Source organism: Ensifer sp. KUDG1 (assembly GCF_050434285.1).
In the GTDB taxonomy this organism is placed as follows: Bacteria; Pseudomonadota; Alphaproteobacteria; order Rhizobiales; family Rhizobiaceae; genus Ensifer.
Genome location: NZ_JBNDIG010000001.1, coordinates 99,084 through 111,506, shown reverse-complemented (window position 1 = coordinate 111,506; position 12,423 = coordinate 99,084). Strand labels below are relative to the sequence as shown.

The following is a 12,423-nucleotide window of genomic DNA, read 5'->3' as shown; positions in this document are numbered from 1 at the left end:
AGGCCCGGCTCGCGCCGGGCCTTTTTCGTATCCGGGGACGCGACGGATGGTGCGCACGGACCGTTGGGACGGATCCCCCCTCTCCGGCGAAACAGTTTGCCGGAAAGTGCGACAATCACATCAGCAGATAGGCCCAGACCGAAACGCTGACGACGCCGAGCGCGGTCGTCAGCGTGATCGTCGAGGACGCCAGCCCATGGCCGACATTGAAATGATTGGCGATCAGCCAGGCGTTCACACCCGTCGGAACGGCCGACGTCAGCACCAGCGCCGTCGTCCAGTTGTCGTTAAGGCCGAGCAGGTGGCAGCTCGCATAGACAACCGCCGGCATGACGACGAGCTTCAAGGCGCTCGTCACCGAGGCGAGCCCGAGATTGCCGGCAAGGCCGTATTTATCCAGCGCCATGCCGATCGAGATCAGCGCCGCCGGTGCTGCCATCGACGCCAGCTGATCGACGACGGTCTTGACCGGACCGCCAAGCGGCTGGCCGACAAGATGGAAGGCGGCACCGCAGGCAAGGCCGATCACCAGCGGGTTGCGCACCAGATTGCGGGCGACCCCGGCCAGGAGCTGCAGCGGGCTCTGCCCCGGCTTGCCACCGGCGCGCCGCTCGGCACGCTCCATCAGCAACGTGCCCGCGATCATCATGACCGGCAGATGCACCGAAAGCAGGATCGATATCGCAACGATGCCCTCCTCGCCGACGATGCGCGACACCAGCGGCAGACCGATGAAGACCGTGTTGGCGAAGGCAGAGGAGACGCCGGCGAGAACCCCCATGCGCGCATCCCGCTTGAAGACGAGCGTCGTCGCCACGTGTCCCAACGTCCAGGTGACCGCAACGCCCGAGAAATAGGCGACCCAGAGCGGCCAGGGCGAACCGTCCTTGAAATCCGCCTCGGCGATCGTGCGAAACAGCAGGATGGGCACCGCGACACGAAAGACGAAATCGCCCAAGGCTTCGCCGACGGCCGGTTTCAGGTACTTCAGGCGCACCAGCAACCAGCCGGCAAGGATCAGGATGAAGATGGGCAGGACGTTCTGGAAGATATCGGACATGCGCGGGCCCTGGATCACGATGACCTTGGAGCGAATCGATCCGAGATCTTCGAGGTCTGTTCTCATGAGGTAGAGCGGGAGACGGGCGGAAGACCGCAGATGCTTTCCTCTTTCCGCTCCTGGAATGGTCCTGCCAGCAATAACGTTGTTCGCACCCGCGCCGCAAGCGCGCGAGCAGCGTGCACAGGGAGGGGGAACATTCCCCGGCCGCAGGCGTTCCGAAACAGCATGAGGAACGAGCCATGCCGACAGAGAAGCCCATTTACGCGCGCAACGACGACGATCCGCATCTCATCGACGATGCGCTCGCCGACAAGGTGCTGCGCTACATCCAGTATGCGGCGATGATCGATACGCGCGACATCTCGGTGATGGCGCTCGGCGGGGTCGTTGTGCTTTCCGGCCATGTGGCACAGGCATCCGACATCGCCTGTGCCGGCGACGCCGCAGCATCGGTGATCGGCGTCACCAGCGTCGAGAACCGGCTGGCAGTGACGCCGGGCGCGGGCGAGGCTGATAGCTGAGCGGTTGCCGTGCGGAAATCCGAATGATAGGACATGCCGGCATGAGATTTCGGCAGGCTTGGCGTTACCGCCATAGAGCCGCCATAGGAGCCGCAGATGAGGACCGACCCGTCAGCAACCAGGTAAGCCGCAACAACGGTTGAATAAGTTGTTGCGGCGTCTGTCGGCTCACTCTCAGAACAGTTGATGAAGTGGCAGATCGCCGCCGAATGTTTTTCATTTGCGCGGATGTTTCATCATGCCCAATCGTAATTCCCCCACCTGGTCCTACTCGCTGCCGGCAGCCCTTCTGCTGATGGCGCCCTTCGACATCCTGGCGTCGCTCGCCATGGACATCTACCTGCCCGTCGTGCCCGACATGCCGGCCATTCTCGGCACGTCGCCGGCAGTCGTCCAGCTCACGCTCAGCCTCTACATGCTGCTTTTGGGCCTGGGCCAGCTGCTGTTCGGCCCGCTGTCCGACCGCTTCGGCCGCCGTCCCGTTCTTCTCGGCGGCGCGACGCTGTTTGCCCTGTCGTCGCTGGGACTGGCGGCAACCACCTCGGCGCCGGTCTTCGTCGCCTTGCGGCTCGTCCAGGCGGCCGGCGCCTCGGCCGCGCTGGTCGCGACCTTCGCGACCGTGCGCGACGTCTATGGCGCGCGTCCGGAAGGCGTGACCATCTATGGCCTCTTCAGCGCCATGCTCTCCTTCGTGCCGGCGCTCGGGCCGATCGCCGGCGCGCTGATATCAGGCGCTTTCGGATGGCAAGCGATCTTCGTGACGCTCGGCGTGCTTGGCCTTGCGGCACTCGGCCAGGCCTTGCCGCGCTGGCCCGAAACCCGGCCGGACGCCGCCGCACCCGCGAAGCCGAGCTTCATGCCCATGCTCACAAGTGGCGCGTTCTGGACCTACACGCTTGGCTTCAGCACTGCGATGGGCGCGTTTTTCGTGTTCTTCTCCACCGCCCCACGCCTGCTCATCGATCGCGCCGGCTATTCGCAGCTGGGTTTCAGCCTGGCCTTCGCCACCGCTGCCGTCGTTATGATCATCGCCACGCGCTTCGCCAGGGGCTTCGTCGCCCGCTACGGGACATCCGGTTGCCTGACCCGCGGCATGGCCCTGATCATCCTCGGCGGGCTGTTGCTTGGCGCGGGCGAAGTCTTGGCCGCTCCGTCGTTCGAGAGCTTCGTGTTGCCGATGTGGGTGATCGCCTTCGGCATCGTCATGACCGCCTCCGTCACCGCCAATGGGGCGCTCAAGGCCTTCGATGCCATCGCCGGGACGGCGGTGGCGCTCTACTTCTCGATCCAGAGCCTGATCGTCAGCCTTGTCGGCACTGGCGCCGTGCTGCTGCTAGGTGGCGATACGGCCTGGCCGCTCGTCGGCTATTGCCTCGGCATGGCGGCAATCACGCTGCTGGCGCTGGCGTTTCTCGACCGGCGCGAAGATCGATAGCCCTGCCCCTCCCGGAGCGGTCGTCCGCTCCGGGAGGTCTTCAACCGGAAAGACGGCAACATGCCCCTTGACCTCGCCCCTGGGGCTGGCCCCAGACTGCTCTCATGACCGATTCCTACTTCCTCGCAGGCCGCTTCGGCGCCGCCACACGATTGTCGCCGAAGGCGCTCCGGCTCTATGCCGAGCAGGGCCTGCTGGTGCCTGCCCATGTCGATCCCATAACCGGTTACCGCTACTACGCCGCCACGCAGGCAAGCCGCGCCAGGCTGATTGCCCGGCTGCGGCAGCTGGGCCTGCCGATCGCCCGGATCGCGCGGCTGATCGATCTTCAGCCCGACGTTCGCCTGACGGAGCTGCGCGCCTGGCTGGAGGTGCAGAGCAAGCGGCTCGAGGATCAGCGCGAGTTGGTGGAGGCCATCATCCGGCAATCGAGCGGCAGCGACGATCCGCTTGTCAGGGCCGTTGCCGTGCGCGACGTCGCGCCTTCGAAAATCGTTTATCGCCAGCACCATGTGACGGTGGATGCGCTCGAGGCCTTCACCGGAAGCGCCGAAGCGGAGATCCGCGGCTATCTTGCGCAATCGGGCAAGAGCGACGACGGGCCGATGACGCTGCATTTCCACGAGCCGGTCAATCACGACGGCAAGGGTCTCGTCGAAGTCGCGATCGGCTATGACGGCAGTCTCGAACCCACTGGCGATCTGCGCATACGCCTCCAGCCGGCGGGGCGCGAAGCGTTCCTCGCCGTCGCCGAAGCGTTCGAAACCTTTCCGGCCGTGCTTCGCGTCTATGACGCGATCGAAGCCTGGTTCGAACAAAGCGACGACCTCAGCTGTTTCGGCAGCCCCTACGAAATCTATCCCGGCAGCGGCAGCGCCCGCTTCGATGTCGCCTACCCCATCGTGCGCTAAGCCAATCCCCGCACGTCCCAATCACTTCCTCCCCCGATTTCTCCTCCCCTCGATTACTCAAGGACCAACCGATGCAGCACTTTTCCTATGTGGGTTCCGGCCCCTATTGCTACGCCAACTCGTTCGCGATGATGTTCGGCGAGGCCGCACCCTCGACCTCGACCATCGAGCTTGCCACCGGCAGTCCCTTCGGCATGCAGATCGTCGGCGGCACGCTGCCGTTCTTCGATCCCTATGGCTGGGATCCGGAGGCCGGGTTCGACGGCGCGCTGAAAGCGCTCGGCTGGACATCGCAGGTCAGCAGCGGCGGCGAGCCCGAGGACGCGCTCTCCCGCCTGCGCTCGGCACTAAAGGATGGTCCCGTCTGGGTCGGGCCGGTGGAGATGGGGCATCTGCGGCACCAGCCCGGCATGACGGGACCGATCGAGGCCGATCACTACGTCGTAGTCCTCGCATTGGACGAGACGCGCGTGCTGATGCATGACCCGCAGGGATATCCCTACGCCTCCCTGCCGCTTCACGATTTCATGACGGCCTGGGGCGCCGAAACGCTGAGCTACGGCGACCCCTACACCATGCGATGGGAGTTCTCCCGCGTCGCCGACGTGAGCGAGATCGAGGCAATTCGCGCCTCGGTGCCGGCCGCCATCCACTGGCTCTCGATGACCACGGACCGGCTGGTACCGGTGGGCAGCCTTGGCAATGCCGACGCTGCCGAAGCGCTCGCCGCTCGGATCGAAGCTAACTGCGACAAGAACCTGCGCGCTCACCTCATGCACTTCGCCGTTCGCGTCGGCGCCCGCCGCGCCGGCGACGCGGCATCCTGCCTGGCGCGGGCGGGCCTTGCCAAATCCGCCGCCATCGCCGGCGAGCAGGCACGGCTGATCGGCGCGCTGCAGTATCCGCTGGTCCTGCGCAGGGATACCGAGGCGGCCGAAAGCCTGCGCTTGCTGGCGCCGACCTACGACCGGCTGCTCGCCGCCCTGCAAGCCGGGGAGTGAACTTACAAGCCGCGCAATCCCGGACGGAAAACCGCTACGCACTTTTCCTGGAATTGCTCGTTTGGCTGGGCGCAATTCCGGACGGAAAACCGCTGCGCACTTTTCCTGGAATTGGCTTGTCTTGCTGGGCGCAGTTCCGGACGGAAAACCGCTGCCCACTTTTCCTGGAATTGGCTTGTCTTGCTGGGCGCAGTTCCGGACGGAAAACCGCTGCGCACTTTTCCTGGAATTGCTTTTAGGCAATGAGCTCCGAGAAGCTTTTCGGTCGCGCCGGCTTCGTGTCGCGCACCGTCTCGTAGTGGAGCCCGACGACGCCGTTGTCGTAGTGCTCGCTGCCGATCAGCCGAAGCTCGTTCTTGTCGCGCAGCCGGGCGAACCATGGTTCACCCGGCGATACGACCGGGTAGACGAAGAAGTGGTAGCGATCGACGAGGCCGAGGCCGATCACCGTCTGTGCCAGGCTCGCGCCGCCGGACAGATGGATATCCCGGCCGGGCTCAGCCTTCAGGTCGGTCAGGAAGCGCGAGAGCGCCGCATCATCAGGAACCACCGTCCGCTCGGCGTTGTGCCAGGGGCTGATTGCCTGCTCACCGGTGCGGGAGAACACGATCTTGCGATAGTCGTGCATGCGCCCTGCCATCACCCGGTTGGTCTCGCCGCCCGCCTCGTCGTTCAGTGCGCCCGGCCAGTAGCCGACCATCTCCTCATAGGTCGTGCGGCCGACCAGAACCGTATCGTAGCCGGCGTAAAGGCGGTCGATCGCCCGGTATTGTTCCTCGACCACCGTGCCCATCCAGGCAAGCGGATCGTCCAGGCGGCCATTCAGCGTCGTCATCATCTGCAGCACGATATTGCGCATGGGATCGTCTCCTCAGTGGGTTTGCTCGACGAACCGGGCCAGTTGCTCGGCGACCGTTCCCCAGCCGTCGTGAAAGCCCATCTCCTCGTGCATCTTCCGGTCCGCGCCACTGCGGTGCATCACATGGGCGGCGTACTCCGTACCGCCAGGATGATCGCTGAGGGTGATGATCGCCGTCATGAAAGCGTTTTCCGCCGGGCGCCAGCCGGCAAGCAGCGTGTCGGTGAAGACGATGCGCGAGAGTTCGTCGACCGCGAGAAAGCAGGCATCGATATGCGGCACGAATGCGCCGCCGCCTTCGCTGATCCGCGTCACGAAACTGCCGCCGGGCCTGAGATCCATGTCGATCACCTTGCATCTTGCCGGCTCGGGAACCCACCACTGTTCGAGCCGCGTGGGATCGCTCCAGGCGCGCCAGACGGTCGCGCGCGGCGCCTTGATGACGCGGGCCATCGTCAGGTCGAGTTCAGGATCGGGAGAGCGGGTCATGTCATTCCTCCTCGTGTTCAGTGACGAATTTTTCCAGCCGGTCGGCACGGCCTTCCCAGAGCGCGCGCTGCGCCGAGAGCCAGGTTTCGACTGCAGCGAATTGCGCCTTCTCGATCGCGCAGGTGCGCACCCGGCCCTGCTTGTGCGTGCGGATGAGCCCGCTGCCTTCGAGGAAGTGGATGTGCTTCATGAAAGAAGGCAGGGCCATGTCGAAGGGCCTGGCGAGATCGCTGATGCTCGCCGGACCGCCGCCGAGCCGCGAAAGCACGGCACGCCGGGTCGGATCGGCGAGCGCCTGAAAGATCACGTCCAATCGGTCTGAATACTGTTCCATAAGGCTAAGTATCATGCGCAAATACTTAGCGCAAGAGCTAACTATTGATCGACGCGAAGCCACCGGCGGCAGCCAATTTGTCACATCGCCGTTTTCTTGACCTCAAGCGTGGTTGAGCTTCTACAAACCCCGTCGGTTCAATAGGACAAGGGGGCCGACGTGGCATTCAAAAACCAGATGAGGACTGAAAATACCGGGACCGGCACCGCATCCGCGGGCATCGCCGAGCCCGGCGGCGCATCGAACGCCGCCGACTGGCTCGCAGGCCTCGCCACCGGGCCGGCATTGCCAAGTGCAAGCGCGCAACGCCTCCCTCCTCACGGCAAGGAAGGAATGATCCGATGTCCGGCCCTATCGCAAGCATTCTCGATTCGCGCGCCTTCGGCATCCTCGCCCGCGTGCTGCTGACGCTCGTGTTCTGGTCGAGTGGCCTTGCCAAGCTCTTCGACTTCAACGCCAACGCCGCGGTCATGGAAGGCTTCGGCCTGGCGCCGGGATGGCTGTTCAATGCGGCGACGCTGATCCTGCAGATCGGCGCCTCTCTCCTGATCATCCTCAACCGCTGGGTCTGGCTTGCCGCCGGTGCGCTCGCCGTCTTCACGGTGCTGACGGTCCCGATCGCCCATCCCTTCTGGCTGAAGCAAGGCGAAGAGGCCTTCCGCGACATGACCGTGGCGCTGGAGCACGTCTCGGTGATCGGCGGTCTGGCGCTGGTATCGATCCTGTCGCGCAAACGTTGAACGTCAACGAAGACGGCTCGTCGGGCGGCTCAACCTTCGCCTATCTCGGCCAGGAAGCTCGTCAGCACATTGTGGTTCTGCGCCAGCTTTTCCGTCCTTTCCTCGACGAGGCGGATCTGCTGGCGCAACGTCACGCGCAACTCGTCGCAGGGCTCGAAAATCGGCCCCTCGCCGCGCACGCAGGCCAGGAACTGCAGGATCGTCGGAAGGGTCATGCCGCCGGCCCCGAGCAGCTTGATGCGCTCGACGGTGCGCACCTCCGCCATGTCATAATCACGATAGCCGCTTTCGGTGCGCTCCGGCTTCAACAGACCTTCCGCCTCGTAGTAGCGCAGCATCCGGATGCTGACGCCGGTGCGTTTCGACAGCTCGCCGATCTTCATGCAATCACCCTTCAACACACCCTTGACTCTGACAGCGCTGTCAGACCTTAAAGCTATGGCTCCCTTATGCAAACCGCACCCAGGAGCAAAATCATGGCGACCGAAACCCACCATTATCCGGCAACAATCGACGGCCGCCCGGCCGACGCGGCGGAGCTGACAGCGCTCGCCTTCGCCGGCTTCGCGCACTTCACGGCGATCCAGGTCCGGGACCACAGGATCAAGGGCCTGGACCTGCATCTCAAGCGCCTGCACGGCGCCTCGATCGAATTTTTCGGCCGTGCCGTGCCCGAAGAAACCCTGCGCGCCCGCATCCGGGCCGCGGTCGACGCCGGCCCGGCCGACCAGTCCCTGACCGTCACGGTGTATTCGCCGGATGGCGAGTTCACCGCCGACAGCATGCAGGGAGACCTCTCGGTTCTTGTGCGCAGCGGCCCGCCCTCCAACGGGCCGAAGGGACCGCTCAGGCTCGCCGTCGTCGAGCACGAACGCCCGCTCGCGACCATCAAGCACGTCGGAGAATCCGGCAAGACCTATTACCTGCATCAGGCGATCAGGCAGGGCTTCGACGACGCCGCCTTCATCGACCGTCGAGGGCACCTCAGTGAGGCGACGATCTGGAACCTGGTCTTCTGGGATGGCGAAACCGTCATCTGGCCCAAAGCCGAGATGCTGACCGGTACGATGATGGGCACGGTCCAGCGCCAACTCGAGCGCCTCGGTGTTCCTCAGCGGCAGGAGGAAATCACCCTCGATCGGCTGCAGACGCTCTCCGGCGCCGCGGTGCTCAATTCCTGGACGCCTGGCATCGCCGTCAACGCCATCGGCTCGACGGCGATCCCGGACGCGGAGGCGTTTATCAGCCTGCTGCATCGGGCACATGCCGCCGAACCGGCTGCGCGCGTCTAGGACGCATCAAGACCGGGGCCGCACCGCCGCTCCGGTCTTCAGCGCTTGCGGGCGACGATGTAGGGACGGTTGTCGTTGCTCGCCGATGCGTGATTTTCCGCCGACAGAAGTTCGAAGCCGGCGGCGACAGTGTGCCGGCTGAGCTCGGCCGCACTGAAGGCTCCCGCATAGGGCGCCAAGCCGACCGCCCGCATCGCCGGCAGCAGCAAGAGCCGGACGAGCGGGTTCATGTCGCCGACGCAGGGCGTCTTGGAGATGAACACCCCCCTGGAGGCAAGCAGGGTGTGAATTTTGTCGAGCGTGGCGGGCAGGTCGCGCACGAGATGCAGGTAGTTGAAGCCCAGCACCGCATCGAACTGTCCGCGTTCGGCCGCAAGCGTTTCGGCCGTCGCGGTGCGAAAGGCGAGGTTCGGAACCAGATCGACGGCATATCTCTCCCGGGCAATGGCGATCATCTCGGTCGAAAAATCGGTCGCAAGATAATCGCGCACATCGCCCGCCAGCCGAAACGCCGTCGTTCCCGTGCCGCAACCGAGTTCAAGCACCCGGTCGTCAGGCAGAAGCAAGGCGCGGGTGCGGTCGAGCGTGTGTTCATAGGCGGCCGGGTCCGCGATCGTTCCCTTGGCGTATCGCCGCGACGTCCGGTCCCAGAAACGCGCGTCGCTCGCCAAACTCATGCTGCCTCTCCCCAGATCGCAACCAGTTCCCCTCGCGATGCTCGGAGCCGGTGCCACACCGGCCAGAGAAACTTGCCGAGTCCCAACGGCTAGCGACACCAGCGAAGGTTCAGCAGTAGCGCGGAACCGTCAACACTTGGCGAAGAACCGCCCCTCAATCGGCAGAGAGCCGCTCTCCCTCAGCTCAAGCCAGCCGAACCCAATCGACGGTTTCAAGCACATAGGGGGCGAAGAGAAAATCGCGGATCGCGCCGATCTCGTCGCCGCGCCAATCGAGAATGACAAAGTGCACCGGCTTTTCCATCGGGCCGACACTGTCGAAAACCAGCATGGCCGGCCGGCCTTCGATCGCCCCCAGCGCAAAACGCCACCGCGTCTCCTGCGCGTAGCGGGTGAAATAGCGGCCGATTCCCTCGCGGCCCTCCAGCTTCAGCCTGTTGACCAGCTCAAGCTTCACATCATCAGCCAGCATGGCGCGGATGGCATCGAAGTCTCCGCCCTGAAAGAAGCGCACGAAGCTTGCCATTTTTTGCCGGTTCGCATCGGACATCAGCGGCAGCCGCATATCTTCCGGGCGTTGGGCCAGCTGCCGGAGCGCCACCCTGGCGCGCTGCAGCGCCGACTTGGCCGCCGCCGGCGTGCAGTCGGCGATATCGACGATTTCCTCGATCGAATGGCCCAGCACATCTTTCAAAATCACGGCGCAGCGCTGAAGTTCCGGCAGCTGCAGGAAGGTTTGAAAGCCGACCGCGACGATGTCCGCCTCGGGCAGCGGCGCGTCTTCCATGTCATCGAAAAGCGGGACGATCTTGTGCCGGGACCGTCGGCGCAGAAAATCGAGGCTGGTGTTGTGGGCGATGCGCAGCAGCCAGCCTTCGAGATTGTCCACTTTCACGCCATCCGCCCGTGCCTGCACGGCCTTGATCAAGGTGTCCTGCAGCACGTCCTCGCCATCCACGGCCGAGCCGGTCATGCGCGCGCAATAGCGGTGCAGCCGCGGCCGGACTTCCCTCAGCCGATCCTCGAAGTCTTCCGCATTCATGGTATCGAGTTCCATCGGGATATCTCCAGGCGTCCGGTTCGGACGATAGCGTGGACGGAAGAGAAAGTCCGCTGCCTGACCGATCGCAACCGGTCCTGGCAGCGGACGACCGTGCAGCGTCACCTGTTATCGCTGAGGACCACCTCGCCGACGACCGATTCGAGGCTCGCCAGTTCGAGGATCTGCGGGAAATAGGCCTTCATCCTGGCATCGGCGCGCATCGCCTCGACGGCCGCGGGGGTCTCCCATTCCGAATAGATGATGACACTTGTGCCGTCCCTGGCGGCAATCAGCCGGCTCGTCCGCCAGCCATCGAGCGTGCGGATCACGGTGTCGATGTTGCGCTTCAGAAGCGCGATCAGCTGCGCCTGCTTGCCGGGTTCGACCTTCAGAACGTTGACGAGAGTGACGGGTGCAGTGGTCATGGTGCTTCTCCTTCGTTGCAGATGCAGCAAAGACGAAGCGAAGAGGCGAAACGGATCGCGCGCGCGAAGATTCTTTTAGCACAAGGCGATTCGGACGTCGGGGACACTCCCTTGGCAGGGGAGCGCCTTCAGCCGGTTCGTGACTTGGACCATCTGTCCTTGGCAGATGCCCGCCCGACAGAGACCGACCGTCAGAGAGCAAAGCCGCCTGCGGCCACCGGCTCGCCGTCGTCGCGAACCTTGAGGATGGTGTCGATCAGCCCCCACTCCAGAGCCTCCTCGGCGGTCATGAAACGGTCCCGGTCCATGGCGCGTTCGAACTCTTCGTAGGTCCGCCCGCAATGTTCCGCATAGAGGCGCGTCATGCGCTGCTTGGTGCGAAGGATCTCTTCGGCATGGATCTGCATGTCGGATGCCTGGCCCTGGAAACCGCCTGACGGCTGGTGCACGAGGATGCTGGCATTGGGCAAGGCTGCCCGCTGTCCCGGCGTGCCGGCCATCAGCAGAAACGAACCCATCGACCGTGCGGTCCCCATGCACAAGGTATGCACCGGAGCCCGGATGTAGCGCATGGTGTCGTACATGGCGAAACCGCTGGTCACGACGCCGCCCGGCGAATTGATGTAGAGATGGATGGGTTTCTTCGGGTTTTCCGCTTCGAGAAGAAGCATCTGGGCGCAGACCAGCGCGGAGACCGTGTCGTTCACCTCACCATTGAGAAAGATGATTCGCTCGCGCAGCAGGCGGGAATAGATGTCGAACGACCGCTCTCCACCATTCGACTGCTCAACGACCATAGGGACGAGTTGCATCGCTTCGCGCATCGGCGAACTCCATTTATCCAGAGTTTGTTGGGAGGCCCGTCGGCTTAAGCGGCGAGCAGGAGGGTATCGTTGTTGTTCGCGGCCGTCCTGGTTACGCGACCGCTGCGAACGTTCGGCAGTTCGTGGACGATCCGCAGTCTGGTTCTGTCGGCACCGATCGGCGCGACCCGGAAGGTGACGGTACTTTCGAGATACGGAGCCTCGGTTTCGCGCAGCCTGTAGCGGACCTCCTCTCCAGGCACGACAACAGCACCTTCGGGATCAGCCAAGGCCTCCTTCGGTAGCCAGTTTTCGCGAAACGCCGGGATACTGATTGCGCGCCAGACCTTCTGCGGCGCCTCGTCGAGTTCGTATTCCAGCTCGAGGCTGTCTCCGTTCGGGGCGCTGCTTTCACGGTTCATTGGTCCATATCCTTCAGCAAGATCTTCAAAGCTTCGATGCGAGCCGGCCAGTAGGCACGGTATTTCGCAAGCCACTGCGCAATTTGGGCCAGTCCGTCCGGGTCGACTTCGTAGTTTACGAACCGGCCTTGTCGCTGCTCCTTCACCAACCCGGCACTCCGCAACACCGAAATGTGCTGGGACATCGCCGGCTGGCTGATGTCCATACCTTCCCGCAAAGCGCTGGCATTCATGCTTCCGTCGGCAAGCTTCTCGAAGATGGCACGGCGCGTCGGGTCAGCCAGGGCTCGGAATATCTCGTTCTCGATCATGACCGACACATAAGCACGGACTTATCTCAATGACAAGCGCACTGTTCAGCAGGAGGAGAAAAGAAAGGATCGGGCTTTTGCGCGCCGCAAGATGCGGT

The 12,423-nt window shown here is 64.0% G+C and carries 17 protein-coding genes; 6 read left to right on the top strand and 11 right to left on the bottom strand.

The features are described 5' to 3' along the window. Nucleotides 1-115: 115 nt before the first annotated feature. Nucleotides 116-1,060 (bottom strand): AEC family transporter, encoded by a 945-nt coding sequence (locus M2267_RS00560; RefSeq protein ID WP_429111883.1) that lies wholly within the window; start codon nt 1,058-1,060, stop codon nt 116-118. A 242-nt stretch (nt 1,061-1,302) separates the two neighbouring features. On the opposite strand from M2267_RS00560, the gene M2267_RS00555 reads away from it, so the two are divergent. The 4 genes from M2267_RS00555 (at nt 1,303) to M2267_RS00540 (ending at nt 4,931) form a co-directional block, all read left to right on the top strand. Beyond that, nucleotides 1,303-1,584 (top strand): BON domain-containing protein, encoded by a 282-nt coding sequence (locus M2267_RS00555; protein ID WP_429111881.1) that lies wholly within the window; start codon nt 1,303-1,305, stop codon nt 1,582-1,584. Nucleotides 1,585-1,822: 238 nt separating this feature from the next. Then, nucleotides 1,823-3,019, top strand: coding sequence for a CmlA/FloR family chloramphenicol efflux MFS transporter (gene cml / locus M2267_RS00550; protein ID WP_429111879.1), 1,197 nt, complete (start codon nt 1,823-1,825; stop codon nt 3,017-3,019). Between the two features lie 104 nt (nt 3,020-3,123). Further along, nucleotides 3,124-3,930, top strand: a complete 807-nt coding sequence (locus tag M2267_RS00545; RefSeq protein ID WP_429111878.1) for a MerR family transcriptional regulator — start codon at nt 3,124-3,126, stop codon at nt 3,928-3,930. Nucleotides 3,931-4,001: 71 nt separating this feature from the next. Continuing rightward, on the top strand, nt 4,002-4,931 hold the full coding sequence (locus M2267_RS00540) for a hypothetical protein (RefSeq protein WP_429111876.1): 930 nt from the start codon (nt 4,002-4,004) through the stop codon (nt 4,929-4,931). A gap of 235 nt (nt 4,932-5,166) precedes the next feature. On the opposite strand, the gene M2267_RS00535 is transcribed toward M2267_RS00540, so the two are convergent. The 3 genes from M2267_RS00535 to M2267_RS00525 are packed head-to-tail and all read right to left on the bottom strand — an operon-like array spanning nt 5,167 to nt 6,613. After that, nucleotides 5,167-5,790 (bottom strand): dihydrofolate reductase family protein, encoded by a 624-nt coding sequence (locus tag M2267_RS00535; protein ID WP_429111875.1) that lies wholly within the window; start codon nt 5,788-5,790, stop codon nt 5,167-5,169. A 12-nt stretch (nt 5,791-5,802) separates the two neighbouring features. Next, the gene (locus M2267_RS00530; RefSeq protein ID WP_043611790.1) at nt 5,803-6,279 is read right to left on the bottom strand and encodes an SRPBCC family protein; all 477 of its coding nucleotides are present in this window, start codon (nt 6,277-6,279) and stop codon (nt 5,803-5,805) included. A gap of 1 nt (nt 6,280) precedes the next feature. Next, nucleotides 6,281-6,613, bottom strand: coding sequence for an ArsR/SmtB family transcription factor (locus M2267_RS00525; RefSeq protein ID WP_192448197.1), 333 nt, complete (start codon nt 6,611-6,613; stop codon nt 6,281-6,283). A gap of 341 nt (nt 6,614-6,954) precedes the next feature. Between M2267_RS00525 and M2267_RS00520 the strand changes: the two genes are divergently transcribed. Then, entirely contained in the window at nt 6,955-7,353 is a 399-nt protein-coding gene (locus tag M2267_RS00520) for a DoxX family protein (protein WP_429111872.1), read from the top strand. A gap of 29 nt (nt 7,354-7,382) precedes the next feature. On the opposite strand, the gene M2267_RS00515 is transcribed toward M2267_RS00520, so the two are convergent. Then, nucleotides 7,383-7,736, bottom strand: a complete 354-nt coding sequence (locus M2267_RS00515; protein ID WP_429111870.1) for a MerR family transcriptional regulator — start codon at nt 7,734-7,736, stop codon at nt 7,383-7,385. 93 nt (nt 7,737-7,829) lie between these two features. On the opposite strand from M2267_RS00515, the gene M2267_RS00510 reads away from it, so the two are divergent. After that, nucleotides 7,830-8,645: an aminotransferase class IV family protein gene (locus tag M2267_RS00510; RefSeq protein WP_429111869.1), complete on the top strand. Its 816-nt coding sequence runs from the start codon at nt 7,830-7,832 to the stop codon at nt 8,643-8,645. A gap of 38 nt (nt 8,646-8,683) precedes the next feature. Here the strand turns inward: M2267_RS00510 and M2267_RS00505 are convergent, their stop codons facing one another. The 6 genes from M2267_RS00505 to M2267_RS00480 form a co-directional block, all read right to left on the bottom strand. Beyond that, entirely contained in the window at nt 8,684-9,322 is a 639-nt protein-coding gene (locus tag M2267_RS00505; protein WP_429111867.1) for a class I SAM-dependent methyltransferase, read from the bottom strand. Nucleotides 9,323-9,506: 184 nt separating this feature from the next. Next, complete coding sequence (locus M2267_RS00500) at nt 9,507-10,364, bottom strand: sigma-70 family RNA polymerase sigma factor (RefSeq protein ID WP_429113008.1); 858 nt, start codon at nt 10,362-10,364, stop codon at nt 9,507-9,509. A 119-nt stretch (nt 10,365-10,483) separates the two neighbouring features. Beyond that, nucleotides 10,484-10,789, bottom strand: coding sequence for a putative quinol monooxygenase (locus M2267_RS00495; RefSeq protein ID WP_052201559.1), 306 nt, complete (start codon nt 10,787-10,789; stop codon nt 10,484-10,486). A 191-nt stretch (nt 10,790-10,980) separates the two neighbouring features. Continuing rightward, nucleotides 10,981-11,613 (bottom strand): ATP-dependent Clp protease proteolytic subunit, encoded by a 633-nt coding sequence (locus M2267_RS00490; RefSeq protein WP_192448204.1) that lies wholly within the window; start codon nt 11,611-11,613, stop codon nt 10,981-10,983. A 44-nt stretch (nt 11,614-11,657) separates the two neighbouring features. After that, nucleotides 11,658-12,014 carry an SRPBCC family protein gene (locus M2267_RS00485; RefSeq protein ID WP_429111865.1) on the bottom strand — a complete coding sequence of 119 codons (357 nt, stop codon included), beginning with the start codon at nt 12,012-12,014 and terminating at the stop codon, nt 11,658-11,660. Beyond that, nucleotides 12,011-12,325 (bottom strand): ArsR/SmtB family transcription factor, encoded by a 315-nt coding sequence (locus tag M2267_RS00480; protein WP_034804822.1) that lies wholly within the window; start codon nt 12,323-12,325, stop codon nt 12,011-12,013. Before M2267_RS00480 ends, M2267_RS00485 begins: the two co-directional genes overlap by 4 nt. Between the last annotated feature and the right edge of the window lie 98 nt (nt 12,326-12,423).

Coding starts and splice junctions, on each gene's coding strand:
- cml (WP_429111879.1), top strand. CDS start 1,823: ATGCCCAATCGTAATTCCCCCACCTGGTCCTACTCGCTGCCGGCAGCC.
- M2267_RS00540 (WP_429111876.1), top strand. CDS start 4,002: ATGCAGCACTTTTCCTATGTGGGTTCCGGCCCCTATTGCTACGCCAAC.
- M2267_RS00480 (WP_034804822.1), bottom strand. CDS start 12,325: ATGATCGAGAACGAGATATTCCGAGCCCTGGCTGACCCGACGCGCCGT.
- M2267_RS00500 (WP_429113008.1), bottom strand. CDS start 10,364: ATGAATGCGGAAGACTTCGAGGATCGGCTGAGGGAAGTCCGGCCGCGG.
- M2267_RS00515 (WP_429111870.1), bottom strand. CDS start 7,736: ATGAAGATCGGCGAGCTGTCGAAACGCACCGGCGTCAGCATCCGGATG.
- M2267_RS00530 (WP_043611790.1), bottom strand. CDS start 6,279: ATGACCCGCTCTCCCGATCCTGAACTCGACCTGACGATGGCCCGCGTC.
- M2267_RS00525 (WP_192448197.1), bottom strand. CDS start 6,613: ATGGAACAGTATTCAGACCGATTGGACGTGATCTTTCAGGCGCTCGCC.
- M2267_RS00495 (WP_052201559.1), bottom strand. CDS start 10,789: ATGACCACTGCACCCGTCACTCTCGTCAACGTTCTGAAGGTCGAACCC.
- M2267_RS00535 (WP_429111875.1), bottom strand. CDS start 5,790: ATGCGCAATATCGTGCTGCAGATGATGACGACGCTGAATGGCCGCCTG.
- M2267_RS00490 (WP_192448204.1), bottom strand. CDS start 11,613: ATGCGCGAAGCGATGCAACTCGTCCCTATGGTCGTTGAGCAGTCGAAT.
- M2267_RS00520 (WP_429111872.1), top strand. CDS start 6,955: ATGTCCGGCCCTATCGCAAGCATTCTCGATTCGCGCGCCTTCGGCATC.
- M2267_RS00560 (WP_429111883.1), bottom strand. CDS start 1,060: ATGTCCGATATCTTCCAGAACGTCCTGCCCATCTTCATCCTGATCCTT.
- M2267_RS00510 (WP_429111869.1), top strand. CDS start 7,830: ATGGCGACCGAAACCCACCATTATCCGGCAACAATCGACGGCCGCCCG.
- M2267_RS00545 (WP_429111878.1), top strand. CDS start 3,124: ATGACCGATTCCTACTTCCTCGCAGGCCGCTTCGGCGCCGCCACACGA.
- M2267_RS00485 (WP_429111865.1), bottom strand. CDS start 12,014: ATGAACCGTGAAAGCAGCGCCCCGAACGGAGACAGCCTCGAGCTGGAA.
- M2267_RS00555 (WP_429111881.1), top strand. CDS start 1,303: ATGCCGACAGAGAAGCCCATTTACGCGCGCAACGACGACGATCCGCAT.
- M2267_RS00505 (WP_429111867.1), bottom strand. CDS start 9,322: ATGAGTTTGGCGAGCGACGCGCGTTTCTGGGACCGGACGTCGCGGCGA.